The organism is Pseudomonas sp. B16120 (assembly GCF_044218845.1).
Classification (GTDB): domain Bacteria; phylum Pseudomonadota; class Gammaproteobacteria; order Pseudomonadales; family Pseudomonadaceae; genus Aquipseudomonas; species Aquipseudomonas paracarnis.
The window spans coordinates 917832-942321 of the sequence record NZ_CP162588.1 but is presented as its reverse complement, the minus strand read 5'-3'; the positions used below and the strand labels follow the sequence as shown (position 1 = coordinate 942321).

The 24490-nt window shown below is 57.6% G+C and carries 28 protein-coding genes and 2 tRNA genes; 18 read left to right on the top strand and 12 right to left on the bottom strand.

The annotated features are described in order from the left end of the window. Positions 1 to 21 precede the first annotated feature (21 nt). The 7 genes from AB4P90_RS04590 to AB4P90_RS04560 all read left to right on the top strand — a co-directional run bounded on the left by AB4P90_RS04590 (position 22) and on the right by AB4P90_RS04560 (position 5379). Positions 22 to 96 (top strand) — tRNA-Gln (locus AB4P90_RS04590). 46 nt (positions 97 to 142) lie between these two features. Beyond that, positions 143 to 1084, top strand: coding sequence for a ribose-phosphate pyrophosphokinase (locus tag AB4P90_RS04585; RefSeq protein WP_003171603.1), 942 nt, complete (start codon positions 143 to 145; stop codon positions 1082 to 1084). Between the two features lie 137 nt (positions 1085 to 1221). After that, positions 1222 to 1821: a 50S ribosomal protein L25/general stress protein Ctc gene (locus tag AB4P90_RS04580; RefSeq protein ID WP_003188351.1), complete on the top strand. Its 600-nt coding sequence runs from the start codon at positions 1222 to 1224 to the stop codon at positions 1819 to 1821. A gap of 167 nt (positions 1822 to 1988) precedes the next feature. Then, positions 1989 to 2573 carry an aminoacyl-tRNA hydrolase gene (gene pth / locus AB4P90_RS04575; protein WP_395605695.1) on the top strand — a complete coding sequence of 195 codons (585 nt, stop codon included), beginning with the start codon at positions 1989 to 1991 and terminating at the stop codon, positions 2571 to 2573. 22 nt (positions 2574 to 2595) lie between these two features. Then, positions 2596 to 3696 (top strand): redox-regulated ATPase YchF, encoded by a 1101-nt coding sequence (ychF, locus tag AB4P90_RS04570; RefSeq protein WP_014716830.1) that lies wholly within the window; start codon positions 2596 to 2598, stop codon positions 3694 to 3696. Between the two features lie 321 nt (positions 3697 to 4017). After that, positions 4018 to 4941, top strand: coding sequence for a sigma 54-interacting transcriptional regulator (locus AB4P90_RS04565; RefSeq protein WP_395605694.1), 924 nt, complete (start codon positions 4018 to 4020; stop codon positions 4939 to 4941). Between the two features lie 234 nt (positions 4942 to 5175). Continuing rightward, entirely contained in the window at positions 5176 to 5379 is a 204-nt protein-coding gene (locus AB4P90_RS04560) for a type III secretion protein (RefSeq protein WP_395605693.1), read from the top strand. A gap of 272 nt (positions 5380 to 5651) precedes the next feature. On the opposite strand, the gene AB4P90_RS04555 is transcribed toward AB4P90_RS04560, so the two are convergent. After that, positions 5652 to 6614: an IS30-like element ISPpu17 family transposase gene (locus tag AB4P90_RS04555; protein ID WP_004577240.1), complete on the bottom strand. Its 963-nt coding sequence runs from the start codon at positions 6612 to 6614 to the stop codon at positions 5652 to 5654. A gap of 313 nt (positions 6615 to 6927) precedes the next feature. On the opposite strand from AB4P90_RS04555, the gene sctJ reads away from it, so the two are divergent. From sctJ to AB4P90_RS04515, 8 genes are all read left to right on the top strand, one after another. Further along, complete coding sequence (gene sctJ, locus AB4P90_RS04550; RefSeq protein WP_395605692.1) at positions 6928 to 7728, top strand: type III secretion system inner membrane ring lipoprotein SctJ; 801 nt, start codon at positions 6928 to 6930, stop codon at positions 7726 to 7728. Between the two features lie 13 nt (positions 7729 to 7741). After that, on the top strand, positions 7742 to 8323 hold the full coding sequence (locus AB4P90_RS04545; RefSeq protein WP_224796991.1) for a type III secretion protein: 582 nt from the start codon (positions 7742 to 7744) through the stop codon (positions 8321 to 8323). Beyond that, on the top strand, positions 8301 to 8894 hold the full coding sequence (gene sctL, locus AB4P90_RS04540; protein ID WP_014716824.1) for a type III secretion system stator protein SctL: 594 nt from the start codon (positions 8301 to 8303) through the stop codon (positions 8892 to 8894). The genes AB4P90_RS04545 and sctL overlap by 23 nt, the downstream gene beginning before the upstream one ends. 90 nt (positions 8895 to 8984) lie before the next feature. Beyond that, complete coding sequence (locus AB4P90_RS04535) at positions 8985 to 9200, top strand: hypothetical protein (RefSeq protein ID WP_014716823.1); 216 nt, start codon at positions 8985 to 8987, stop codon at positions 9198 to 9200. Continuing rightward, positions 9201 to 9593, top strand: coding sequence for a hypothetical protein (locus AB4P90_RS04530; protein WP_014716822.1), 393 nt, complete (start codon positions 9201 to 9203; stop codon positions 9591 to 9593). Positions 9594 to 9607: 14 nt separating this feature from the next. Beyond that, positions 9608 to 11749, top strand: a complete 2142-nt coding sequence (sctC, locus tag AB4P90_RS04525) for a type III secretion system outer membrane ring subunit SctC (protein ID WP_014716821.1) — start codon at positions 9608 to 9610, stop codon at positions 11747 to 11749. Next, entirely contained in the window at positions 11746 to 11949 is a 204-nt protein-coding gene (gene hrpT, locus AB4P90_RS04520) for an HrpT family type III secretion system protein (RefSeq protein WP_014716820.1), read from the top strand. Before sctC ends, hrpT begins: the two co-directional genes overlap by 4 nt. Further along, on the top strand, positions 11946 to 12311 hold the full coding sequence (locus tag AB4P90_RS04515; RefSeq protein WP_233086067.1) for a transcriptional regulator: 366 nt from the start codon (positions 11946 to 11948) through the stop codon (positions 12309 to 12311). The genes hrpT and AB4P90_RS04515 overlap by 4 nt, the downstream gene beginning before the upstream one ends. On the opposite strand, the gene sctU is transcribed toward AB4P90_RS04515, so the two are convergent. From sctU to AB4P90_RS04460, 11 genes are read right to left on the bottom strand one after another with little or no spacing between them, the layout of a single operon-like run. Further along, positions 12312 to 13409, bottom strand: coding sequence for a type III secretion system export apparatus subunit SctU (gene sctU / locus AB4P90_RS04510; protein WP_395605691.1), 1098 nt, complete (start codon positions 13407 to 13409; stop codon positions 12312 to 12314). Then, positions 13406 to 14194 carry a type III secretion system export apparatus subunit SctT gene (gene sctT / locus AB4P90_RS04505; protein WP_395605690.1) on the bottom strand — a complete coding sequence of 263 codons (789 nt, stop codon included), beginning with the start codon at positions 14192 to 14194 and terminating at the stop codon, positions 13406 to 13408. The genes sctU and sctT overlap by 4 nt, the downstream gene beginning before the upstream one ends. A gap of 10 nt (positions 14195 to 14204) precedes the next feature. Further along, a complete protein-coding gene (gene sctS / locus AB4P90_RS04500; RefSeq protein ID WP_014716816.1) occupies positions 14205 to 14468 on the bottom strand; it encodes a type III secretion system export apparatus subunit SctS in 264 nt (87 codons plus the stop codon). 7 nt (positions 14469 to 14475) lie between these two features. After that, positions 14476 to 15129 carry a type III secretion system export apparatus subunit SctR gene (sctR, locus tag AB4P90_RS04495; protein ID WP_014716815.1) on the bottom strand — a complete coding sequence of 218 codons (654 nt, stop codon included), beginning with the start codon at positions 15127 to 15129 and terminating at the stop codon, positions 14476 to 14478. Then, a complete protein-coding gene (locus AB4P90_RS04490; RefSeq protein WP_014716814.1) occupies positions 15126 to 16139 on the bottom strand; it encodes a FliM/FliN family flagellar motor switch protein in 1014 nt (337 codons plus the stop codon). The genes sctR and AB4P90_RS04490 overlap by 4 nt, the downstream gene beginning before the upstream one ends. After that, positions 16136 to 16594, bottom strand: coding sequence for a type III secretion system HrpP C-terminal domain-containing protein (locus AB4P90_RS04485; protein ID WP_177480967.1), 459 nt, complete (start codon positions 16592 to 16594; stop codon positions 16136 to 16138). The genes AB4P90_RS04490 and AB4P90_RS04485 overlap by 4 nt, the downstream gene beginning before the upstream one ends. Continuing rightward, positions 16591 to 17019, bottom strand: coding sequence for a YscO family type III secretion system apparatus protein (locus tag AB4P90_RS04480; RefSeq protein ID WP_014716812.1), 429 nt, complete (start codon positions 17017 to 17019; stop codon positions 16591 to 16593). Before AB4P90_RS04480 ends, AB4P90_RS04485 begins: the two co-directional genes overlap by 4 nt. Then, entirely contained in the window at positions 17006 to 18364 is a 1359-nt protein-coding gene (locus AB4P90_RS04475; protein WP_014716811.1) for a FliI/YscN family ATPase, read from the bottom strand. Before AB4P90_RS04475 ends, AB4P90_RS04480 begins: the two co-directional genes overlap by 14 nt. Further along, a complete protein-coding gene (locus AB4P90_RS04470; protein WP_020301449.1) occupies positions 18361 to 19260 on the bottom strand; it encodes an FHA domain-containing protein in 900 nt (299 codons plus the stop codon). Before AB4P90_RS04470 ends, AB4P90_RS04475 begins: the two co-directional genes overlap by 4 nt. 37 nt (positions 19261 to 19297) lie before the next feature. Then, on the bottom strand, positions 19298 to 21391 hold the full coding sequence (sctV, locus tag AB4P90_RS04465) for a type III secretion system export apparatus subunit SctV (protein ID WP_014716809.1): 2094 nt from the start codon (positions 21389 to 21391) through the stop codon (positions 19298 to 19300). Next, a complete protein-coding gene (locus AB4P90_RS04460; RefSeq protein WP_395605689.1) occupies positions 21388 to 22452 on the bottom strand; it encodes a TyeA family type III secretion system gatekeeper subunit in 1065 nt (354 codons plus the stop codon). The genes sctV and AB4P90_RS04460 overlap by 4 nt, the downstream gene beginning before the upstream one ends. Positions 22453 to 22716: 264 nt before the next feature. Between AB4P90_RS04460 and AB4P90_RS04455 the strand changes: the two genes are divergently transcribed. From AB4P90_RS04455 to AB4P90_RS04445, 3 genes are all read left to right on the top strand, one after another. After that, on the top strand, positions 22717 to 23268 hold the full coding sequence (locus AB4P90_RS04455; protein ID WP_014716807.1) for an RNA polymerase sigma factor: 552 nt from the start codon (positions 22717 to 22719) through the stop codon (positions 23266 to 23268). Positions 23269 to 23503: 235 nt separating this feature from the next. Then, positions 23504 to 23580, top strand: a tRNA-Met gene (locus tag AB4P90_RS04450). Between the two features lie 128 nt (positions 23581 to 23708). Next, positions 23709 to 24488 carry a PhzF family phenazine biosynthesis protein gene (locus AB4P90_RS04445; RefSeq protein ID WP_020301448.1) on the top strand — a complete coding sequence of 260 codons (780 nt, stop codon included), beginning with the start codon at positions 23709 to 23711 and terminating at the stop codon, positions 24486 to 24488. Positions 24489 to 24490: the final 2 nt, after the last annotated feature.

The window sequence follows — 24490 nt, the reverse complement described above, 5'->3', positions numbered from 1 at the left end:
GGCACTCGTTGCAACAGATACAGGGGCGTCGCCAAGCGGTAAGGCAGCAGGTTTTGATCCTGCCATGCGTTGGTTCGAATCCAGCCGCCCCTGCCATTTTCTAATACTCATCCAGGTTACCCTCAGCCTCTAGGTACTGCGCGTGTCCAAGATGATGGTCTTTACGGGGAATGCCAACCCCGATCTGGCTCGACGTGTCGTACGTCAGCTGCATATCCCTCTCGGTGACATCTCTGTCGGTAAATTCTCCGACGGCGAAATTACAGCCGAGATCAATGAAAATGTCCGCGGTAAAGACGTCTTCATTATTCAGCCGACCTGCGCTCCGACCAACGATAACCTGATGGAACTCGTCGTGATGGCTGATGCCTTCCGCCGCTCCTCAGCGACTCGAATCACAGCTGTAATCCCTTACTTTGGTTATGCCCGTCAGGATCGCCGTCCGCGCTCCGCACGTGTAGCTATCAGCGCGAAAGTCGTTGCTGACATGCTGACCGTGGTAGGTATCGACCGTGTGCTCACGGTTGACCTGCACGCTGACCAAATCCAGGGGTTCTTCGATATTCCGGTAGATAACATCTACGGCTCCCCCGTCCTGGTGGATGACATCGAAGACCAGCGCTTTGAAAACCTGATGATCGTGTCCCCGGACATTGGTGGCGTCGTGCGTGCACGGGCTGTTGCCAAATCCCTGGGCGTGGACCTCGGGATCATCGACAAACGCCGTGAGAAAGCCAATCACTCTGAAGTGATGCATATCATCGGTGATGTCGAAGGGCGCACCTGTATTCTGGTTGATGACATGGTCGACACCGCCGGCACCCTGTGCCACGCGGCGAAAGCCTTGAAAGAGCACGGTGCAGCAAAAGTCTTCGCCTACTGCACACACCCTGTGCTGTCGGGCCGAGCGATCGAAAACATCGAGAACTCCGTGCTGGACGAACTGGTGGTGACTAACACCATTCCGTTGTCCGCCGCAGCTCAAGCCTGTGCACGTATCCGCCAACTGGATATTGCACCGGTCGTTGCCGAAGCGGTTCGCCGCATCAGCAATGAAGAATCGATCAGCGCGATGTTCCGTTAAGGGTCAAACCAACGGATCACCTCACTGACGAAAAGCGCCCCGCCCCAGCATTCCGCTGGGGCGGGGCTTTTTTGCCCATATCGAGTTCGGCGCTGGTCGCAAACGCCCCTCGATGATGGCTATTTTGGAGATACAACATGAACGAATTTACTCTGAACGCCCAAGCGCGTACTGACCTGGGGAAAGGTGCGAGCCGCCGCCTGCGTCACGCCGCCAACATCCCAGCCGTTGTCTACGGTGGTAACAAGCCTGCTGAATCCGTGACCATCCTGGCCAAGGAAATCGCCAAGCTGTTCGAAAACGAAGCTGCCTACAGCCACGTTATCGAGCTGAACGTCGACGGCGCCAAGCAGAACGTCATCGTTAAAGCGATGCAGCGTCACCCTTCCAAGCAGTTCATCATGCACGCTGACTTCGTTCGCGTTGTAGCTGGCCAGAAACTGACCGCCATCGTGCCTGTGCACTTTGTGGGTGAAGAAGCTCCGGTCAAGAAAGGCGGCGAGATCTCTCACGTCCTGAACGAAATCGAAGTGACCTGCCTGCCGAAAGACCTGCCTGAGTTCATCGAAGTCGACCTGTCGGCTCTGGAAATCGGCGCCATCGTTCACCTGTCCGACCTCAAGGCCCCTAAAGGCGTTGAGTTTGTCGCACTGGCTCACGGTGATGACAAAGCTGTTGCCAACGTTCACGCTCCACGCGTTGCTCCAGAAGAAGCTGAAGAAGGCGCTGCAGAGTAATTCACTCTGTATTGCCGGAGCTTGAGGAAACATCGCGGACCGAAACGTAGCGAGAAAGCGGGCGATAACGCGGCGTTTACTCTTGAGTAAATGATGTAGTGTCGTCCACTTTCGCCGCACCTGGGTACGGCGATGTTATCCACAACTCCAAAGGAAGGGCTCCTGTCGTGACTGCCATTAAACTGATCGTTGGCCTGGGAAATCCAGGCGCCGAATACGAACAGACCCGGCATAACGCGGGGGCCCTTTTTGTTGAGCGCATCGCCCACGCCCAAGGCGTCAACCTGGTGGCCGATCGCAAATATTTTGGCCTGACCGGGCGCTTCTCGCACCAGGGTCAGGATGTTCGTCTACTGATTCCCACCACCTATATGAACCGCAGCGGCCAGGCTGTCGCGTCGCTTGCGGGCTTCTTCCGGATCAAACCCGAAGAAATCCTGGTGGCCCATGACGAACTGGACCTGCCACCCGGCGTAGCCAAGCTCAAGCTCGGCGGCGGGCATGGTGGGCACAATGGCCTGCGTGACATCATCGCGCAGTTGGGCAATCAGAATAATTTTTACCGTCTGCGGCTCGGCATTGGCCACCCAGGCGTTGCCAGTATGGTTTCAAATTTCGTCCTGGGTCGTGCGCCACGCGCCGAACAGGAAAAACTCGATGCCAGCATCGATTTTGCCCTCGGCGTGCTGCCGGATATCTTCGCCGGTGAATGGAACCGTGCGATGAAAAACCTGCACAGCCAGAAGGCCTGACTCTTATCCGAGGGGAAACACCATGGGATTCAATTGCGGCATCGTCGGCCTGCCCAACGTCGGCAAGTCCACCCTGTTCAACGCCCTGACCAAGTCCGGTATTGCGGCGGAGAACTTCCCCTTCTGCACCATCGAACCCAACAGCGGCATCGTGCCGATGCCGGACCCGCGTCTTGACGCACTGGCGGCCATCGTCAATCCCAAGCGCATCCTGCCGACCACCATGGAGTTCGTCGACATCGCGGGCCTCGTCGCCGGCGCCTCGAAAGGTGAAGGCCTGGGCAACAAGTTCCTGGCCAACATCCGCGAAACCGATGCTATCGCCCACGTGGTCCGCTGCTTTGAAGACGAGAACGTGATTCACGTCTCCAACAGCGTCGACCCCAAGCGCGACATCGAGATCATCGACCTGGAACTGATCTTCGCCGACCTCGACAGCTGCGAAAAGCAACTGCAGAAAGTCGCGCGTAACGCCAAGGGCGGCGACAAGGATGCAGTGGTCCAGAAGGGCCTGCTGGAGCAACTGATCGCGCACTTCACCGAAGGCAAGCCAGCGCGCAGCCTGATGAAGAACATGGGCGCAGACGAGAAGGCCGTGATCAAGGGCTTCCACCTGCTGACCACCAAGCCTGTGATGTACATCGCCAACGTTGCCGAAGACGGCTTCGAGAACAACCCGCTGCTCGACGTGGTCAAGGCTATTGCCGACGAAGAAGGCGCCATCGTTGTTCCGGTGTGCAACAAGATCGAAGCGGAAATCGCCGAGCTCGATGACGGCGAAGAAAAGGACATGTTCCTCGAGGCCCTGGGCCTGGAAGAGCCTGGCCTGAACCGCGTGATCCGCGCAGGCTACGAAATGCTCAACCTGCAGACCTACTTCACCGCCGGTGTCGAAGAAGTCCGCGCCTGGACCGTCAAGGTCGGCGCCACCGCGCCACAGGCTGCTGGCGTGATCCACACCGACTTTGAGAAAGGCTTTATCCGAGCTGAGGTGATCGCTTACAACGACTTCATCCAGTTCAAGGGTGAAGCCGGTGCCAAGGAAGCCGGTAAATGGCGCCTGGAAGGCAAGGACTACATTGTTAAAGATGGCGATGTGATGCACTTCCGCTTTAACGTGTAAGCACCACCGCAGTATTGACTGCGAACAAAAAGCCGATGCATTGCATCGGCTTTTTTGTGGCCGGTATTTAAGCTTACAAATAAAAACACATATCCAAATACTCAACTATCTCAGAATCTTCCTACTTACCTTTTTCGACGCTTTAACCAAACTAAAGCCGAGCACATTAAAAACTTAAACTTACAGTCATTTTCCTACATTATTCCGGCACATAACTACCTCTTCGCCGGGTGACAACTTTTATATTCTGCGTTCTACTGAGTTGGCGCTTGCACACCGTCCTTCTACAGTGAAGTACTAGCGAACAGGGAGTACACATCGATGTCGGCCTACGTCCAGAAGGATAATACAACAGACGTTTCACTCATCGATGGTCAGGAAATTGAAACCACACTTAACAACACTGCCGCGCTTAACGTTGACATCCTGCTGTTGGGAGAAACGGGTACCGGCAAAGATACGCTTGCACAACGGATTCATCGCTTATCGGGTCGACGAGGTAATTTTGTCGCCGTGAACTGTGCGGCCATCCCTGAAAGCCTGGCGGAAAGCCAGCTGTTCGGTGTCAACAGCGGCGCCTACACCGGGGCAGTGCAATCAAGGGCTGGATTTGTCGAAGCCGCCCACTTGGGTACTCTGTACCTTGATGAGATCGACAGCATGCCCTTGAGCCTGCAAGCCAAGCTACTGCGTGTGCTGGAGTGCCGCGGGGTGGAGCGCCTGGGTTCGACTCGGTTCATTTCCGTGGACATGCGCGTCATTGCATCGGCCCAGCAATCCCTGCAAATCATGGTCGACCAGGGCGCCTTCAGGCGTGATCTCTACTTTCGGCTGAATGTCGTGAACATCGAACTGCCCGCCCTGCGCGATCGGCGCGAGCGCATCATCCCGTTGTTTCTGCAGATGATTCAGGAAGAAGCAGACCAGTTCAATTGCACACCTCCATCGCCTTCTGACGGCCTGTTGCATGAACTGCTCTGCCACCCGTGGCTGGGTAATGTTCGCGAGCTACGCTCGGCGGCGAAACGGTTCGTCCTGGGCCTCCCGCCGCTCTCAGCGCCCGCCTGCCGTCAGCCGCCCCCTCAGACGGACCTGAAGGCACGCCTTCAACAAATTGAAAAAGCGTTGATTGAAGAGTCGATGTACCGTCACCAACACTGTGTGGATACCGTAGCCATTGAGCTGGGGGTTGCGAAGCGCACGCTATATTACAAAATGAAACAACTAGACATATCATTGGCATAAGCTCAATCGTTGCTCTAACAGTTAACAAAAGACCATACCCCCTGTATCTCCAACGTTTCGATCAAGCCTCTGCGCAATAAAACAATTAGTAACATCGAGGCTTAGAAACATCTGGAACCCATTACACATACAGGCCACACAGTCATAGCCGGGAGCAAATTTTTAAGACATAGGCGTTCCCGCGCTTTTGATGATGGCATAAACAAACCCCAAAAATCATAGTAGGAGTTTCATATGAATGTTGGCGCAACAGGCAGTAGCAGTTCGGTAGCTCAGGACGCATTTTCGTCAGCGAATGCAGGTGGGGCCGGTGGTAGTGATGAGGGATCAGCCGAAGCTATCTTCGAAAAGATGAAGGCTGATGCCATAAAAAACGGCTGGAAGAGCGCTGAAGTGAAGAACATTCAATCGCTGATCCGTTCGGGCTCAGGTCAATAACTATCAGGTGACCGATTACCTTTCCGGCTTTTTAGCCCGAAAGGTAATCGTCCAACCCTCCCGACAGGCCATTTTCTGTCGAGCCGCTGCCCACCTTGAATAAGTAGACACTGTATGCAAATAAACGACCGTTTTTCACCGAAAGGCAACAGCACTGAACTTCACCGTGTAGCACCGGAACAATCGGCAGACGGTATGGACGTGAGTTTTTTTTCAACGATGCTCGAACGTCCAACGAGCACACTCTCTGCCAAGCCTGAAGCCTCCTGAATTCAACACATAAGTGCAACGCTCACCCCTGTATGCACTTCGTACGGCGTCTTCCAGCCCAAGCGCTTGCGCGGGCGTAGATTGATCCTCGCTACTGTCCGATTGACGGCTTCGACGGTCAGCTTGCTGAAGTCGCTGCCCTTGGGGAAATACTGGCGGAGCAGACCGTTGGTGTTTTCATTGGTGCCACGTTGCCAGGATGAATAGGGGTCTGCAAAAAAGACCTGGCACTGGCTCCGTAGCGCGATGCGTTCATGCCCGGCAAACTCCCTTCCGTTATCCAGCGTCAGCGTGTGAGCGGCATGGCCCTGAAGCATCAGATTGATCGCCCGCGTTACCTGCCGGCGCGTTCTGCGCTTGACCGGATAGGCGCTCAGATAGCCGCTTTTGCGATCAACCAGGGTCACCAGGTTACCGCCCAGTCCATGTACCGTATCGCCCTCCCAGTCCCCCAGGCGCTCGCGGCTTTCGACCTCGGCTGGGCGTTCACTGATTGACACGCGATTACGCAGCTGCCCGCGCCGATCGTGGCTTCCATAGCGTTTCCGGTAGCGCTTTCGGCGATGTCGCAGATAGGTATAAAGCTCACCACCGGCGCGCTGTTCGGCGGCAATGAACCGATAAATCCACTCATGGCTGACCGCCCGGCTTGGCTGCTCCTGCTTCAACCGCTGGGCGATCTGCTCCGGACTCATGCCATGCTTGAGCCACACCGGGAGATGATGGCTGAGCCATGTCGCCGGCTTGCAAAACTTGCGCGCACCCGCTCGACGAGCATCACTTTCATGGGCCGCAGAAACAGCCTTGTAGATATTCTGGGTGCTGTTGCGGCGAACCTCGCGACTGATCGTCGAGGGATGCACGCCGACCCGCTTTGCAATGCTCGCCTGGCTCTCTGCGGCGCTCAAGCCAGCCTCAATCTGGTAACGTTGTCCCTGAGTCAGCTGCCGGTAATGCGTAGTCATCTGCGCTTGAATCCTTCGGTGTGAGAGCCTGGATTCTACCGGTGGCTGGCTCTCTGCCTCTCGTTTCAAGCGTTGCGCTTATTCTATGAATTCAGGCCTCACTGCTTTTGACAGAGGCCTCCAAGCATCTCAGTAACTCAAGAAATGGCTTCGCAAAAATAATCCGCTCAACCAAAAAAGGTATAGATGTTGAGGCTATAGGTACGTACCCACGCGAGTTATATAACGCACAACTCACATCACAACTGATGGTGAAATGCCTGGCCAAGACAACACAGTGCATCGACAAGATCAGTAACATGCAGTCCTGAGCATGAATAACTCTCTGCGTGTCGCTTTAGTTTTGAGCATGGCTTTTCTATTGAGCGGATGCGGTGACCGAGTGGAACTTCATCGCCAATTGTCCGAGCAAGAAGCCAATGAGGTCGTCGCCGAATTGGCTGATAAACATATTCGTGCGCAAAAGACCCCGGCCAAAGATGGCGTCGTCGTAACGGTCAATACAAACGACATCGGGCGCGCCGTACGTACCTTGGAAGCGGCAGGCCTTCCTCGACTTGCCCGGACCACCATGGGGGATACATTTCGCAAGGAAGGGGTCATTTCCACCCCCCTGGAAGAGCGTGCCCGCTACATCTATGCCTTATCCCAAGAGCTTGAAACCACCTTGTCCAAGATCGATGGCGTTATTGTCGCACGCGTGCATGTGGTGTTGCCCGAGCGCATTGCGCCAGGAGAGCCGGTCCAACCTGCATCTGCCTCCGTGTTTATCAAGCATGATCCACGCCTGGATCCCGACAACATCCGTGCGCGGGTCCGCAGAATGGTGGCAAGCAGTATTCCCGGGATGACCACAGCGGTGGATAACCCGCAAAAACTCACTGTGGTGTTTGTACCTGCCTCCACTTATCAGGAACAGCAACGCCTGGTGTATTTCGGCCCCTTCCTGGTGCCTGGCGACGATCTCGGCTTCTGGCGAACCAGCATAATGATTGTGCTGCTCGCTCTGGTTTCGGCCGTGGCCGCCATGATCTTCCTCCAAGCGCGGCGCAAGCGTCACTCCCAGGAGCCGGCCATTAAAGGCGACTCAGCGGGGTCAACGCATGGCACCTAGACCCGACCCCCTCATGCGTGAACAACTGGCCTGGGCTCAGTGGTGGGCTTTTCCCTGGAAGCAGGCCCACGAAGACTGGCGAGGTGAGGAGTATCGTGCGATTGAAAGGCTTTTTTACAACGGCCGGTCAGTGCCCGACAACCTGACGGGTTTTAAAGCCTGCTTGCCTGCTGCGCCTCACGCTACCGTGCTTCGGTTGGCCCTGGCCACGACGGATCAACTGAACCTGGGGCTGGCATTGGTCACGCACATATTCAATCCCGAAGCGCCATCACCATTGAGTGAAAGTCATCACCAGTGGTGCATGCGCCTCTCCATGGCGCTGCACCCCTCCATGCTGCCCCCACATTCCGATCCACTGCGACTGCTTCATAGCTGGGTTGAACCGGCTATCTGGCAGCGTCTTCGATTGCGCTTTCCCCGTACACGTGTGAGCGAGGCTGAAATAGCAAACGCCCCACTCGAACATGCAAGCGGCCGATTGAACACTCTCTGGCAGGCCGTCGTCTGGCGCGTCACGACCATGGCGAGCGGCAACACGCCCCTGTCTCGCACAGGTGAGGAAAACAGTAATGTTATGCCGACATACTATTGAGTTACGCAATGACGCATCCGGCGCACGAGGAAGCCTTATCAAGCGCGAAGAGCTTGCCCATTGGGAACACGCCAACCACCTCTTGAGCCACGCCAAGGCCCAGGCCGACGAATTGATAAGTATGGCCGAGAAAAAATGCGAGGCCATGCTTGAACAAGCCTCATTGGAAATCTGGCAACGCGCAGATGCACAACTCAAGCAATGGGAACGCGACCGTCAAACGATGCGCGACAACCTTGAACACTATGCGACCTCCATAACCAACCAGGCCATTCGCTGCTTGCTCGGCGAGACGACTGCCCCGCAAAGGCTCGCAGCACTGTTAAAGCACTTGCTGGAGAGCCAAGTTCAGGAAGTCAGCGCGACGCTGCTCTGTCATCCCCTTGATCTTGAGGAAATAAGGCAGAGCCTTGCACGCCACAAGAGCAACGCCTGGAAGTTAAGCGCCGACGACACAGTTCATCTTCAGACACTCGTACTGAAAACAGATGAGGGCGACTTCCGTATCAGCTGGAACGCCATGCTCGACACTTTTTTCAAGCAGGATAAAGAGTACTTGATCGAGATTTAATCCTACGAACATAGAGACTTTCTTTATGTTAATCACTCAGAGCTGACTGTTTAAATTCATCCATCGACAATAGAAAACCGAGGAAAAATCATGGATTTTTTCAAAGAACTGACTCATTCGATTGCCCGAAATAAAACATCGACATACAAGGAGTTCAAAGCCGGCTTCGAAGAAAGCCTGGCCGCCGAAGACAGCGAACTCTTTCACAACTTGGTAACGCGTAGAGAGGTCACCTTTGCGCTTTATAACGAGCACGGTAAAACCGTCAACCAAATGCTTAAAACAACTATTGAAAGCTTCCAGTAGATGAAGGCGCTCGTGAGTGACTGGTTGAGCAGCGGAAAGGAAAAAATCGCTCTATTTGAGGGCGACGACGAAGTCACCCTGCAACGTCAGGGAGACACCGTTTTATTGGGGGCTCAACTGACCTCTTCTCTACCCGATAACTCAGCCTTGCAAGGCTGGCTGCGCCTGGGCGCGGCCAGCTTGAATCATTTTCAAGGTGCATTGGCTCAAAAAGCCGACACGGGAGCGCTATGGGTGATTAACAGCCTGCGCGCCGACCGTGGAGAAGCCGGCCTGCTTGGCTGCCTTGAAGCCCTGCTCAACCAACGCGACACATGGCGCGCAATCAATGCACGACTTGCTCGCCCAGTTCAAAACCTCAAACCCACCCCGCTAAGTTCACGTTCGTACTAATCAGAGAACTGTCTATGTCTAACAAGACCCATAAGGGCAATCGCTCGTACCTTGGCTCGCCTGCCGTTACAGCCAAAAGAACCCACTGGCGGAATGTGTTTTTGTTTTCCTGGTTGCTGGTTTCAGCACAAAGCGCGCTGGCCGCCATCCCTTCGGAATGGAAAAACACCGCCTACGCTTATGAAGCCGAGCATAAGCCGGTGCGCGAGGTACTCGAAGATTTCGCCCAGACCTTCGGTACACAACTGCAGATCGAGGGCCTGCTGGAAGGCATCGTCAATGGCAAGATACGCGCTAACACCCCGCAGTCATTGCTCGACCGCCTGGGGGTAGAGCATCGCTTCCAATGGTACCTGTACAACAACACGCTCTACGTCAGTACTCTGGACCAGCAAGAGTCAGCGCGCCTGGAGGTCTCCTCCGAGACCATTGCCGACCTCAAGCAAGCCCTCACTGATATCGGCCTGCTCGACAGCCGCTTCGGTTGGGGTGAGTTGCCCGACGATGGCATCGTGTTGGTCTCAGGGCCTCGGCGCTATATCGAGCAAGTCAAACAGTTCAGCAGCCAACGCCGCTCGGTGGACGAAAAACAGAGCGTGCTGAGTTTCCCGCTGAAGTTTGCCAATGCAGCGGATCGCCACGTGGATTATCGCGGCCAGAAGATCACCATTGCCGGTGTTTCCAGCATTGTGCGGGGCTTACTGGAGCCACGCTCCAACGCGACACCCCCTGCGTTAGCCCAGCGCCCCGCCTCACAGCCCGCCCCTCTCGTACCCAACGTTCCCCGCTTGAGCAACCCGTTGCTGGGGCAGATGCTCGCTACAAACAGCACTCCCATGCCAATGGATATTGGCGCCACACTCACCCCGCGGGCGCCGGCACCCACCAGTCGCATTCGCGTCGAAGCCGATATGCGCAATAACGCGGTGCTCATTTATGACCTGCCAGAGCGCCAGGCCATGTACCGCGAGTTGATCGCTCAACTCGATGTGGCGCGCAAGTTGGTGGAAATCGATACGATCATTCTGGATATCGAGCGCACCCAATTGCGTGAATTCGGCGTGAACTGGGGGTTTCAGAACAGCCGTTTCCGTGGTGGTGCAAATATGGCGCCCGGCACATCGCAGCAGTTGTCGATCGAGAATCGCGACCGTTTCTATGCTGACATACGCGCCCTGGAAGCCAAGGGGCTGGCGACCATGGTGTCCAACCCCTCCGTGCTCACCCTGGAAAACCAACCGGCGGTGATCGACTTCAACCGCACTCAGTACCTGACACCCGGTCGTCAGAACGCAACCATCCTGCCGGTCACCGTGGGTACCAGCGTGCAGGTCGTGCCCCGCGTCATCACCAGCCGAGGCAGCCATCAGATTCACTTGGTGGTGGATATCGAGGACGGTACGTTCGATGAGTCCAACCCCAATCGTGACCTCAATAACTTGGATGTGCGCCGCGGTAACGTCAGTACCCAGGCGGTCATGGCGGAAAAACGCTCAATGGTGGTGGGCGGATTCCATGTCACGGAAAGCACCGACAAGCACAACAAGGTGCCGCTGCTGGGCGATATCCCACTGCTGGGCAAGGCGTTGTTCTCTTCAAGCGAACGGCAGAACAATCGGCGTGAACGCCTGTTCATCATCACCCCACGCGTCATCGGCGACCAGGCCGATCCGTCCCGCTACTTGCCTCAGGCAGACCAGGCCGAGTTGCAGACGGCCCTTGCACCACTGGCCAGGCGCAACGCCCCTCACCAGCCCGAGATCAAGCGTAGCGACATCATCAGCACGTTGGCGCATCTGGTGACGGGAGAAGTGCCCAAGGCCTTCAAGTTGGCGCCCATGCCCCTGGGATTGAACACGCTGTGCAGCCCCCGCGACTTGCTGGCGCTGAACACCGAGCGCAGCCAATGGTACGCAGGCCCCGAGTACAACGTCGCCGTCGTGGTGATGCGCAACCAGTTCAACCGCAATGTGCGCATCGATGAAAAAGAATGCAGCAACTCGCAGACTTTGGCCGTCACCGTGTGGCCACGCGCCTGGTTGAAGCCGGGAGAAGAAGCCGAAGTCTTTATCGCCATGCGCCCGGTGAAGAAGGATGAACACCTCAGCGTACCGCGCCCTACCTTGATTACTCCTGTCAAAAAGGCCCGACCATGAAGCATCAATTGTTGTGCGTCACCCTGATCGGTGCGGCGCTGCTCGTCAGCGCTTGTACCCCAACATGCAAAGGCGACTCCTGCTCACGCCCGCAGTCGACCGCGCAGAAGATGGTGATCTGGTGGCCATCGCACATGCGCGTCCAGCCTGGACCGTCCGGGGAGCGCGCGGACTACCAGACGGTATCGCTGGAGCGATGAGCACGACGCAAATGCCCGGCAACCAACCCCAGGTAGTGCTGAACGACCTGGTGAGCGGCGCTGCCGCTCACCAGTCCCTCGCGCCCGGTATCAAAGTGTGCACGTTGCAGGCGGGCAATCGCCCGGGGCTGGCTCTGCATGTCGCTCGCGAAGCGTTGCAAGCCGGGCAATTGCAACGGATATTACAGCGCCGCTTTGAGCAGGCCCTGGTCTTCGAGGGGTGCTTTGTCTACCTCGATGCCCAGGGCGCCATGGTGATCTGGCACGCGCTGCCAACACCGCCCGGCAATCTGGACAGGATGCTGAGCCGGATGCTCTCGCTGGCAGGTCTCAGTGTCCTGGACCCAGGATCCATTCGCTGATCAGCGCTGGTCAAGCTCCGGGAGCTCCAGCGTCTCGCGTTTGGCGTCATCGTCCAGCTCGCGCAAGGTGCGATAGATCAACGCCACGGCCTGCAGGGTTTCGCGAGGAATGCTGGCTCCCAACTTTTTGGTGTAGATCGTACGCGCCAACCACACACACTGAATCACGGGCACCTCGGCGGCCTTCGCGCGCGCGATCAGTTTTCGCGCCTCGTCGTCCGTGCCTTTACTGATCAGCAGGGGCAGAGGCGTCTTGCCAGGACGGTAATACAGGGCGACCGCAAAGTGCGTCGGGTTGACTACCAGCATGTCTGCCTCTTCCAGCTTGGGCAATTTGACCTTCGGTTCCTCCTGGGCCAATTGCTGCGCCAACTGACGGCGCTGCCCCTTCACATGAGGGTCGCCTTCCATGTCTTTGTATTCTTTGACGACCTCAACCTGTGTCATGCGCATACGCTTGGCGAAGAAGTGCTTCTGCAACGTCAGATCGATCAACGCCAACACCAGCAACAGCCCCAGGCAGGCATGCAGCAAGTGACGGAACAACGCGATCAGCGCCAGTAGGTAACTCTGCAGATCGCTGTTGGCAAGATTGATCAACGCCCCCAAAGAGGGCCAAACCACCACGTACACAATCAAGCCCAGGAGGAACGCCTTCGCTATGCTCATCAACAGATTCATCAAAGACTGGGCAGAAAACATCTGCTTGATCTGGCTGATAGGGTTGAGGCGATTGAAATCCAGCTTGAGCGTTTGCGGGGCGAACAACAAGCCGAACTGCATCCAGCTGCCAATCAGCTTCGCAGCAATTGCAAGCCCGGCCATCAGCAGAGAGAACGAGAAAAACATGACCAGGCCCTCCACCAGTACTTCTTCCAGCACTCGCACAAACGGCTGGCTCAAGCGCGACATCGGGAACACCATCAGTTGCTGAAAGCGCTGCAAACTGGTCTCGGCAGTGAACAAGGCGACTTCAATGATAGCCGTCAGTGCCAACAGCTTGCTCACATCCTGGCTTTGCGCGACCTGACCTTTCTTGCGTTGGTCACGCAGTTTCTTGGCGGACGCCGGGTGCTTTTTTTCCCCCGAATCACTCACGGTGCCGAGACCGAGAACAAAAGCCCCAGATAGTGCTTAAGGTCACCCAGCTGGCTCATACGCCCGACAATAAGATCCTGCAACAATGCAAAGTACAGCAACAAAATACCGATTCCCGCCAGGCATTTGACCGGTGGCGCCAAGGTACTCACTTGCAATTGCTGGCTGTAGACGCCCAGCAACGCGATGCCAAACTCCAACAGCAACAACACGGCAATAAAGGGCGCAGCGTAAAGCATCATGTGCATGAACGTGTCACTCAGCATCCCGACAAATACGCTCATGCCATCAGCCGCTGGAAACGGAAACCACACGGTGGGTGGCCAGATCAGATAACTGTCCCAGATCACCTGGGTCAGCGTGCCCAACCCCAGAACGGCCATCAACAGGTAAATCGCCAGTTGCTTGAACATGTGCCCGATCGGTGTCGCGTCCGGCCCCAGTGACGGGTTAAGTTGGCCACCTGCCAAGGCTCCACGCTGGTTGTCCAGCAGTGCCCCGACCGACTCGAACATCCAGAACGGCATCGCCAGCAACACCCCGAGCAGCAACCCCAGGACCACTTCCTTGATCATCAGCGCACCGAGCATGATTGCTGAAGCGTCCTGCCCTGCCAAAGCTGCGTGAATACCCGGCGCGGGCAGCAGCGCCAGGACCATCACGATGGTGTGCCGAGGCAGGCCTCGCACGTGCTGAAAACAAAACGCCGCCACCAAAATGCCACAGGGGTAAATACGCGCCATGCCAATCACCAGGCTGGGCAGGTAGTCAAGATAAAGCAGCACAGGCAACGCCTCAGTTCAGGGCCGAACGGCCGATCATTTCAAACGTCAGGTTGATCAGCTGGATCAACTCAACGCCAATCCAGCGGCCCGTCAGGATCAATGTGACACCCACCGCCACTAGCTTGATACCAAAGGGTAATGTCTGGTCCTGGATCTGCATCAGTGCTTGTACCAGGGAAGTCAGTACCCCCACCACCACCGCCACGATCAGCGGCGGCGCCGACAGTACAACCACCAGCAACATGCCCTGCTTGAACAGCACGATAGGTTCCATACGCCACTCAGAGATAAGAAAGGAACAGGCTGTCGAGCAACCGCGACCAGCCAGACACCAGCACGAACAGCAGCAGCTTGAGCGGCAGGGAAATGGTCATCGGCGAGACCATCTGCATACCCAGCGCCAGCAGCAGGTTGGAAACAATAAGGTCGATCACGATGAAGGGGATGTAGATCAGGAACCCGATCTCGAACCCCGCCTGCAATTGCGAAAGCACAAAGGCCGGAATCAGCAGGATAAGATCCTCACGCTGCACCTCCTGCGCCATTTTCGCTGGCCACAGACGTGCGGTATTTTCCAATAGATGGGTCAGCACATCCGGGTCCACATTACGCAGCATGAAGGCACGCAAGGGGTTGATGGCCTCATTGCCGGTACTCAGAAACGTTTGCACGTTGGTCATGTCCAGAGGCGAAGCCTTGAGGTTCTCGGCGATCTCGTAACCCACCGGCGCCATGATGAACAAGGTGGCAGCCAGGGCGATTCCGTTGATGGCCATGCTTGGAGGCACCTGTTGTACGCCGATGGCATTGCGGGTAATCATCAGCACAATCACGATTTTCAAGAAGGCCGTGCAGACAACCAACAGCATGGGCATCAACGACAACGCCCCCAGAAATACCGCCAGAACTACCGGGTCCAGCCCCTGAAGAATCATCGACCGAACACCACTCGGGACAACTGCAACCCCAGACGCCCGTCAACTTCCACCAACTGTCCCTGGCCGATGGGTCGATCACCGTAATACAGTCCCGCCGTGCCCGGGGCGAAACCGGCAATGCCCAATACCGAGCCGGGCACGAGGTTACGCAGCTCCCCCAGGGTAAGGTTCAGTGTTCCGCAGCGTACGTTCAGCGTCATGCTCAACTCATCGAACGGCTCGGGGCCGAATACGTCCATGACAGGTTCATCGTTTTCATGCCCCGAGTAATGAGGTACAGCTAAATCTTCGTCCACGGACATGTCCTCGATAGAAGTAAGAATGAAACGTAACCGCCCGTTGTCATCGTCAATGCCCCCGTGCAGGCGCTCTCTGCCAACCTGCACATAGCCGCTGCCCAGGGCCTGGAAGAAGGTCTGTTCAAGCACCAGCACATCGCCGGTCCGCAGGCTACTGGCCTGTACAATCGGTAACCGCAACCGCCCAAGGGTCACGGCAATTGCCAATTGAAACGACAACGGCAGTGGCGCAGCCGTGGCCCGCCAGGAACTCGCCTCGTGCAAGGCCAAAAAGCTTTCGGGGCTCAACCAGGCATAACCCTCAGCCCAGGATGCCCCCAGGGTCACGGTGAGGCGGCAGCCAAACCCCCTTGGTCGCTCGGTGTGCAGCAATCTCACATAACCCAACAACGACCGCACTTCGGGGCTCAGGTAATACTGGAACAACGCCCAGAACCAGGAGTCTGGTTCGTTGTCGGCCCCAGCGAGGGTCACCGGACACTCGCCCATCAGGCTGAGCAACGGCCCTGCCTTAGCGAGCGCCAGCACGCCGCACTGCGTGTCAAAGCACACCGCTTCACTGCCAACTGGCGCACGTCCAGGCTCAAGCCGCAGCTCACCGGCCTGACCCGCGACATGGAACGGCAGGTACAGGCCGCGCCCCAGTCGGTTGCGTGCGGCAACCAAGTCGCTCTTGATCGACGGGAATGTCAGTAGCGGTACGATCATAGGTTGCCGACGCTTGGCACAAGTACGCTGACTGGCCGCCCCAGCGCTTGCGCAAAACGTTCCTCACACTGCTGTCGTACGCCACTGAGCCACCGTGCCGTGGCGCCCTGTTCTGCTTCCAGCTCAATGGTCCAGGCGCTCTGTTCTCGGCGCACGCTGGCATTGATCCGTCCCAGACGTGGCAAGTACAACACTGCCTGCAACGGCCATTGCGAACCGGCCAATACACGCGGCGCCAGCTGTTCGGCGAGCGCCTCGATCATGGCGATACCGGATGCTGATTTTTTTCCCGATAAGGAGGCTCCAGTCCCTGTGCCCTCACGCTCATCAGCAAACAGCCGCGCAAACAGTCGCCCTTGCTCCCAGGGCACCACGCCCGCTGTTCCCGGCTCACGTTCTTCCCGTGGCTCCCGCAGGGGCGGTCTTTGAGGGGATTTATTAGCAACCTTAGTCATGCCGGCTCCCGTGCCAGTAAAAGTGATAACTCCTGTAACTTTTCGACCTGTCGCAAGCATTCGGTGGCTTGCCTCTGGGCTTTGCCAACGTGGCTTTCTTTTACTGGCCGTTGGCTGCGCAACGCCTCAAGCTGCCCCTCTTCTCGCTGGGTGCTGGCGGATAAGGAGTGTTCCTGCGCGCGCCAGGATTTCAGCCCCTTCAAGGTCAGGGTCTGGCCCTGATGCTGACTGAGCAACTGCGCACTTTGCCGGGCTTCCTCCTGCCGAGTCTGTTCAAGTGCTTCCTGGGCCTGCTGGATGTGCGCAAGCAGGGCCTGCTGCGCACGCTTGGCCTCACGCAGGGCACGCTCGGCCCGATCGGCCCGGTGCCTGCGCAGGCGCCGCAGCGTCTCCACCTCACCGAGCAGTACGTCAGAATGGGACATGGGCGGTCAGCTCCTTGAGTTGCTCCAGCGTGACAGCCATCGGTGTCGGCTCACGCAAATCCTGGCGCAGGAAACCATCCACCGCTTGGCGACTGTTCACCGCCAGGTCCGTCAGGGCATCGCTGCCAGGCTGGTACTCGCCCAGCTTGAGCATCAACTCAATCTGCTGGTACGCCGATAGCAAACGCCGCAACGCCGTGCCCGCCTGGATATCCGCAGGTTCTGCGACGTTGCTCAATATTCGTGAAAGGCTCGCCAGCACATCCACCGCCGGATAGTGCCCACGCTCGGCCAATTTGCGCGACAGCACGATATGGCCGTCAAGCAACGAACGCACTTCGTCGGCCACTGGGTCGTTCATGGAGTCCTGCTCGATCAGCACCGTGTAGATCGCTGTGATCACACCGTCACGGGTCAACCCGGCGCGTTCCACCAGACGCGGCAGCAAGCTGTACACCGAAGGCGGCAGACCACCGCGTCCCAGGGGCTCACCGGCAGCCAGGCCAATTTCGCGCTGGGCCCTGGCGAAACGAGTCAGGGAATCAATCAGCAACAACACCCGTTGACCCTTGCGCCGGAAACCTTCAGCCAACGCCGTGGCGGTGAATGCAGCGCGAGCGCGCTCCATGCTGGAGCGATCAGACGTAGCACACACCAGTACCGCTTTGGAGCGCAGTTGCTCATCCAGCTCATGGTCGAGAAACTCACGCAACTCGCGGCCTCGCTCGCCGATCAGGCCGAACACGATGACGTCGCATTCGACGTTACGGGCGATCTCGGCCAACAGAGTCGTCTTGCCGCAACCGGCCCCGGCGAACAGACCGACGCGCTGGCCTTCACCCAGCGTCATCAAGCCATCAATGGAACGCACCCCAGTGGCCAGGGCACGGTTGATCCGCGGGCGCTCGGTGGGTAACGGCGCTTCACACAGCACCGCACTGGTATCGGGCAGTTCAGCTTCGACAAACGCACTGGCGCCCTGCCCCGTAATCGGTCGCCCGAAACCATCCAGTACTTGGCCCAACAGCGCCTCGCTGACCTGCACACGATGCGAAACGCCCAGGCGCTCAACGCCAGCGCCCACTCGTACGCCTTCCAGATTACCCAGGGCACTGAGTACTGCATCCTGCTGATCAAAGCCGATGATTTCGGCGAGCATGAAATCGCCCGGCCCTTTTTCCACTTGGCACAAATCGCCGATGCGCGCCTGAGGCAATCGGCATTGCAGCAACATGCCATTGACGCGCTGGATGCGACCACGCATCGCCACTGGCGCAAAGCTGCTCAGCGCCTGGGCCTGGCGCTGTTGCCAGGCGTCGAGACGCGCTTGCAATTGCGTACTCACCAAAGCACCTCATAACGCTGCGCACCGTCGAAAACCACCTTGCTGTTGTCGATCAGCACCAGGCGCAGGCCGTCTATCTGATCCCCCAGAAAAAGCCGGCTGCCCTCTTCCAGAACCACGTGGCCGTTCGGTCCGCCCACTATCTGCACAATCCTGAACGGCAAGGCCTCATCGCGCACACGGACACGACTGATCACCGGCACCGCACTGTCGAATTGCTCACCAAAACGGCTGAGCATCCGCGACACCAACTCCACATCCTCCTGGGAAACATCCCCGCTCAGCACGACTTGGCCGTTGATCACCTGCAAGCCGATGCGCGGGTTCAACTCACGCTCGCCAAGCATCTTCACCAACTGTTGGCGCACATCAATCGGCGAGGCCAGTTCCTGTTTGCCAGCCACCGCTGGCATCAGCGAAGCCTGGGCCTCATGCTCCCCTGTCGAGACCATGCCCACTACGGCGATGATGATCGCCATCACCAGCACCAGGCTGATCAAGCGCTTTTGCTGCGAGGGCGCAATGGCGGACAACATCAGTGCCTGCGCGGGTTCATCCGGCGATGGCACCGCTGCGGCCGCCGGCGCCACAGGCTCGGGCCACGGTTGATCCGCCAGGGTGACGCACAACCTTACGCTGCCCACCAGAAAGGGCACGTTCAATGCCAGATTCGGGATCTGCGCCATGGCTTGCCCAGCAGCCCCGTACAACAGTTCCGCCTGGGCCTGCACCGACCAGTTAGCCTCAAAAAAGCGCAGCAACGCATGCTGCTCGGCAACCCCTGGATCGTTCAGCACCAAGTCAGCATCTGCCTGGGCGCCAATACTCCATTGCTCGCCAAACAACGGCAACGCAGCGCCCTGGCGCTGGCCATCAAGCACCCTTAGCTCATACATTATCGAGCCCTCTTTCGTGTTAACCATGGCCGCAGGCTCATGCCGCCGCCCCCCGCATCAAGGCTTCCTGGCCCAGGTCTATGCGCCCCAGGACCTTGACCTTGGATGTGCTTCCCAACTCAGCGAAAGACAGCACCGGTACATGGTTGAACTCTTCCAGCAGCAAGGTCCGCAATGGGCTGCGCAAGTCTTGCGCCACCAACATCACACTTTTGCTCTTGGCCCTTAGAACAAAGGCTTGGTTGAGCAAACTGATAAAGGCCGCGCTGTGGTTCTCGTCCAGCGCGAAAAACACGCCGGTCTGGGTCTGGCGCAGCGCCTCGCGCAGGATGTTTTCGCTCTGCGGAGATAACAGCCAGGCATGCAGGCCATCGGCCTCGCTGTACTGGTGGTAGATCTGTGCCTTGAGGGCAATGCGCGCATAGTCGGCCAGGGCTTCCGGCTCACGCTCATGCTGCCCGTACTCGATCAGCGACTCGACAATCAGCCGCACTGCTCGCAGCGGCACGCCTTCACTGGCCAGGCGTTGCAACACCGCCGAAAAACGCGAGAGCGGCATGATGCGCTGCAGTTCCTGCACCAGTTCCGGCTGGTTATGCTCAAGCCAACTCAAGATCGACTTGCTCTCCTGAATCCCCAGGAACTGCGGCCCGCTAAGCATCATTGCCTGCCTCATGCGTTCCAGGATCAGGTGCGTAGCCGTGAAGCGCTCCAGCTCTGGGTCCTCCAGCAGCGGGTCATCAGGAGGCAACCAGAGCCAATCCTGTTCATCCCGCTCAGCCAGCCCCGGTATGGCGTGCTCAGGCTCAACCGTCAGCGCCTTGCGCTCAACAGCCACATGGTTGACCACTGACGCCCTGACCATGGGCACCTCATGCACGCAAAAGCGCATTTCATCGGCGGCCAGGGAATCATCGAGTTCAACTTCGAACGGCGGCAATGTCAGGCCGATATTGGCGACCAGCGAGTTTCGCGCCTGGCGAATCCCATGAATCAGGTCCGTCACCTCAGGCGTTCCGCGCAGCACGGGGGAAAACTGCAACAGGTAGGGGCGCGACGGATCAAATCCGCGCAAGTCCTCTTTACCGTTCTCTTCAGGTCGAACGACCTCGGCGGCTTCGTTGGCGGGCTCTGCCTGTCGTTGACGCTGGCGTACCAGGTAGTAACCCACACAGCCGGTGATCAGCGCGATAAGAATAAACACCAGGGTAGGCATGCCCGGCACTAGGGCAAACGCAAGCATTCCCACCGAGGCAATCACCCAGCTCTTGGGCTCGCTGGTCATTTGCCGAGCAATTTCGACGCCCATGTTACTGACGCCTTTGCGTCCATCCGGCGCCACGCGGGTGATGATCATGCCCGCAGTCAGAGAGATCAGCAGCGCTGGAATCTGTGCTATCAGGCCATCGCCAATCGTCAGCACCGAATACAACGAAATGGAATCGGCAGCGCTCAACCCGTGCTGGAACATGCCCGTGGAGAAGCCGCCCAAGAGGTTGACCACGACGATGATCAAACCGGCGATGGCGTCGCCTTTGACGAACTTCATGGCGCCATCCATGGCCCCAAACAGCTGGCTTTCACGCGACAGCTGATCGCGTTTGTCGCGCGCCTGCACACCGTCAATCAACCCGGCACGCAAATCGCTGTCGATAGACATCTGCTTACCCGGCATTGCATCCAGGCTAAATCGCGCCGCGACCTCGGCAACCCGCTCCGAACCCTTGGTGATCACCAGGAAGTTGACCAGGGTCAGGATCAGGAAGATCACCATCCCCACCGCCAGGTTTCCCCCCACCACAAAATTACCGAACGCCTCAACGATGTCACCGGCGTCCTGTTCCAACAAGATCAGGCGCGTGGTCGCGATCGACAGCGCCAATCGAAACATAGTGGTCAACAACAGGATCGACGGGAACGACGAGAACGCCAAAGGGCCCGGTAGATAAAGCGCCAGTACGATCAACAGGCAAGATATGCAGATATTGAGAGCAATCAGAATATCTACCAGCCAGGTCGGCAGTGGAACGATAAAGATAAAGATAATGGCCATGACCACCACAGCGCCCAGCACTTCAGCTCGCTGTGCCACTTTGAGCAGTAAGCCATTGATGGTCGACAGCAGAGTCACGTCATAGCCTCGGCCAGCTCAGGAGAACGCTGGGTTCCGCCATCGATCCGGTTCAGTTCGTCCATCACCGCTACAAACTTGAACAAGGTTTCCTCACGGACTCTGGTGTCAGGCCACAAGGCCAAAGGTAACTGCCGGATCAGAGGGTAAAGCGCGTTGAGAGCTGTCAATTGCCTGGTAGGCGAACCACTCCCCATCTCATTCCCCAACCGCAGAATTTCATCGGCGCCTATGCCGCTGCTGGCATATCCGAGCAGGCGCTGCAGCAGCGTAACGGCCTCATCCTCCATCTCCAGGCGCTGCTTGCACGTCACGCAACTGGCCAGCACTGCGCTCAACTGCCCGCAGCTTCGCAGCCCCACCAGCAAGGAGCGCAGCAATGGTGTAGGCACCGAGGACACCAAGGCGGCAATATCGTCTGCCAGGGCTTTACGCATCACGTTAAGCCCTGCTTGAAACCCATCACCGCCGTATACACCCAGCAGGGCTTGCATCATTGTTGCCAGGGATTGGCGCGTGACCACGCTGGCGTAGTAGAGCGCACGTAGGGCCTGGCGCTCCTCGGGGTCCACGCTGGCGGCTTGCAGTGTTAAGGCGATGTTCAGGCCGGCCTGGATTTCGCCCTTGAAACGCGCCTCCAGCTTGGCGATGGCTGCGTGTGCAAGGGCCGCTTCGGATTTACGGACTTCAGCGTCCGCCTCGCTCACCACATGCTTGAGCACCACGAAAGCACGCGCCGGGTCGCCTCCGGCGAGGTCGAGCAATTTTTCGAGACTGGCGCTTTGCAGCAACTGCATCCTGATTCGGCGCGAAACCGAAGCCATGCTCGCCTGGGCCGGGTGACCCAACTGGTCATAAAGCTCCACCAGCTTTTCAGCCGCAGGCACGCGCACGCCCATTTGCCGATGGGCCAGCGGGAGCTTATTGAGCTCCACTTCCTGATTGAACAGATGGGCCAGTTCGTCGACACCCTTCGCAGGTGAAGGCACGGAGCCAGTGTTGATAACAGGTTGATCCGAGCTTTGGACCGTTTGCACATCGTTGCGAGATTCGACTTTCATGGACAGGCCAGTTCAGGAAGAGTGTTTTCCCTGTGTGGCGAGGCCCACCCATACGGTTCCATAGAAATTTGAGGCTGAGGCGGGTTTGAAAAGACTTGCACAGGCACCTGTTCCCCCGTGCAAAAGTCTGCGTAAAAACACCTCCATTCAAAATATTTATCTATGTATATCAAGCTATTAAACGATTTTTTCTCTTTGGCACACGCAGTGCAATCGGGTTCCTGTCGATACGTTTTCGACTGCGTCTACCTTAAGGAAAAAATCATGAATATCCCTATTGAAGCCTTAGTTCACCTTGGTGGCAATTCGCCTCAATTCATGCTCCATCTGACAGACGATCAACAGAAAAAACTGCGGCGCTTCATTCACAAACGGGTCCTCAACCCGGAAGACGCGGATGATCTATTGCAACTGACTTACTTGGAGGCCTGGCGCAATCGCGAGCGCTTCAGTGGTACCGCGACGCTCAGCACCTGGATGTGCGGCATCGCGCAGAACCTGATCCGCAATCACTTCCGGCGCCTGTATGCCAAGCCCTCTCATTGCGAATTCGACGAGTCGCTGTGGCATGGCCATGAAGAAAACCACAGCCTGGATTGGGAATTCGAGGTCAACCGACGCCTGGAAAATACCCTGAGCGCAATTGATCACTTGCCCACAGAGATGCGCAGAACACTGTATGCCTCCCTGGAAACCGACGGCAGTTACCAGGACACCGCCGACGTACTGGACATTCCTATCGGCACCGTGCGCTCGCGCCTGTCACGGGCACGCGAACAGCTCAAGCGCGTCACCCACACCCCACTGCATCAGTAAGTTGAACTAGCCAGTCAAGCGTTGGGCGACAGGGATATCTGCCCAACACTGTCGGACTGGGCCCGTGAGTAGACCCTCGAAGACGCTTAGCGCTTGCGCTCCCCTCATGCACGGTGCATTCGCCACCGCCCGTCGCCAAAATCAGCGCTTTGGCTTAAACAGTTGAAAGCGTAGAAAAATTTTCAACAAAAACGCTTGACGCATTGCCGTTCCAAGCGAATAATGCGCGCCACTTGGCTACATAGCTCAGTTGGTTAGAGCATAGCATTCATAATGCTGGGGTCCGGGGTTCAAGTCCCTGTGTAGCCACCAAGTACTAAAAACGGCTTACCGAAAGGTAGGCCGTTTTTTTATGCGCGCAAAAAAACTCCCCAACTGTATTTTGACGCCCCCCAACCCCACTGTTAGTGTCCTGCCTCCCCTAAACACGGAGTGCCCCGATGCAACTGGACATCTACCAAGTCGACGCTTTCAGCCACCATCCCTTCGGCGGCAACCCGGCAGCGGTGTGCCCACTCACTGAGTGGCTGGCCGACGAGCAACTGCAGCAGATTGCAGCCGAGAATAATCTTTCGGAAACCGCGTTCTTTGTACCCCGTGGCGAGTTCTATGAGTTGCGTTGGCTCACGCCGGAAGTCGAGGTGGATCTGTGCGGCCATGCCACGTTGGCAGCCGCGTGGGTATTGATCCACAAGTTGGCGGACGCCCCGCAGGTTCTGCGCTTTGCCACCCGTAGCGGCGAGTTGCGGGTAACGCGCAACGGCGATGAGCTGGCGATGGATTTTCCGGCCAAAAAACCCGAACGCTGCGAGCCGCCCCACGGCATGTTGAGCGCCCTGGGGCTTGAAAACGCCGAGGTGTTTGGCACCGACGACTACATCGTGCTGGTGGAAGATGAAGCACAGGTGGCGGCTCTCACACCGGACTTTGCGCGGCTCAAAGGCCTGCCTAAACGCGGGGTTGCGGTGACCGCTAAAAGCACTCGGTTTGATTTTGTCTCGCGCTGGTTCGGCCCGAATGTGGGCGTTAATGAAGACCCGGTTACCGGCTCGGCGCACACGTCGCTGGCACCTTTCTGGGCCGAGCGCCTGGGCAAATCGCAATTGAGCGCCGAGCAAGGCGGCCAGCGTAAGGGCCAGCTGCGCTGTGAACTGCAGGGTGACCGGGTGATTATTTCCGGCAAGGCCGTGCTGTACATGCAAGGCACGATTTACCTGTAAAC

Bases quoted from the DNA above. Each gene is read 5' to 3' on its own strand.
- AB4P90_RS04490 (WP_014716814.1), bottom strand. From the start codon at position 16,139: ATGATCGTACCGCTACTGACATTCCCGTCGATCAAGAGCGACTTGGTT.
- AB4P90_RS04580 (WP_003188351.1), top strand. From the start codon at position 1,222: ATGAACGAATTTACTCTGAACGCCCAAGCGCGTACTGACCTGGGGAAA.
- ychF (WP_014716830.1), top strand. From the start codon at position 2,596: ATGGGATTCAATTGCGGCATCGTCGGCCTGCCCAACGTCGGCAAGTCC.
- sctS (WP_014716816.1), bottom strand. From the start codon at position 14,468: ATGGAACCTATCGTGCTGTTCAAGCAGGGCATGTTGCTGGTGGTTGTA.
- AB4P90_RS04445 (WP_020301448.1), top strand. From the start codon at position 23,709: ATGCAACTGGACATCTACCAAGTCGACGCTTTCAGCCACCATCCCTTC.
- AB4P90_RS04470 (WP_020301449.1), bottom strand. From the start codon at position 19,260: ATGTATGAGCTAAGGGTGCTTGATGGCCAGCGCCAGGGCGCTGCGTTG.
- AB4P90_RS04530 (WP_014716822.1), top strand. From the start codon at position 9,201: ATGAAGGCGCTCGTGAGTGACTGGTTGAGCAGCGGAAAGGAAAAAATC.
- hrpT (WP_014716820.1), top strand. From the start codon at position 11,746: ATGAAGCATCAATTGTTGTGCGTCACCCTGATCGGTGCGGCGCTGCTC.
- sctC (WP_014716821.1), top strand. From the start codon at position 9,608: ATGTCTAACAAGACCCATAAGGGCAATCGCTCGTACCTTGGCTCGCCT.
- AB4P90_RS04485 (WP_177480967.1), bottom strand. From the start codon at position 16,594: ATGACTAAGGTTGCTAATAAATCCCCTCAAAGACCGCCCCTGCGGGAG.
- sctR (WP_014716815.1), bottom strand. From the start codon at position 15,129: ATGATTCTTCAGGGGCTGGACCCGGTAGTTCTGGCGGTATTTCTGGGG.
- sctL (WP_014716824.1), top strand. From the start codon at position 8,301: ATGTTATGCCGACATACTATTGAGTTACGCAATGACGCATCCGGCGCA.
- sctJ (WP_395605692.1), top strand. From the start codon at position 6,928: ATGAATAACTCTCTGCGTGTCGCTTTAGTTTTGAGCATGGCTTTTCTA.
- AB4P90_RS04560 (WP_395605693.1), top strand. From the start codon at position 5,176: ATGAATGTTGGCGCAACAGGCAGTAGCAGTTCGGTAGCTCAGGACGCA.
- AB4P90_RS04535 (WP_014716823.1), top strand. From the start codon at position 8,985: ATGGATTTTTTCAAAGAACTGACTCATTCGATTGCCCGAAATAAAACA.
- AB4P90_RS04455 (WP_014716807.1), top strand. From the start codon at position 22,717: ATGAATATCCCTATTGAAGCCTTAGTTCACCTTGGTGGCAATTCGCCT.
- AB4P90_RS04480 (WP_014716812.1), bottom strand. From the start codon at position 17,019: ATGTCCCATTCTGACGTACTGCTCGGTGAGGTGGAGACGCTGCGGCGC.
- AB4P90_RS04555 (WP_004577240.1), bottom strand. From the start codon at position 6,614: ATGACTACGCATTACCGGCAGCTGACTCAGGGACAACGTTACCAGATT.
- AB4P90_RS04460 (WP_395605689.1), bottom strand. From the start codon at position 22,452: ATGAAAGTCGAATCTCGCAACGATGTGCAAACGGTCCAAAGCTCGGAT.
- AB4P90_RS04565 (WP_395605694.1), top strand. From the start codon at position 4,018: ATGTCGGCCTACGTCCAGAAGGATAATACAACAGACGTTTCACTCATC.
- AB4P90_RS04545 (WP_224796991.1), top strand. From the start codon at position 7,742: ATGCGTGAACAACTGGCCTGGGCTCAGTGGTGGGCTTTTCCCTGGAAG.
- AB4P90_RS04515 (WP_233086067.1), top strand. From the start codon at position 11,946: ATGAGCACGACGCAAATGCCCGGCAACCAACCCCAGGTAGTGCTGAAC.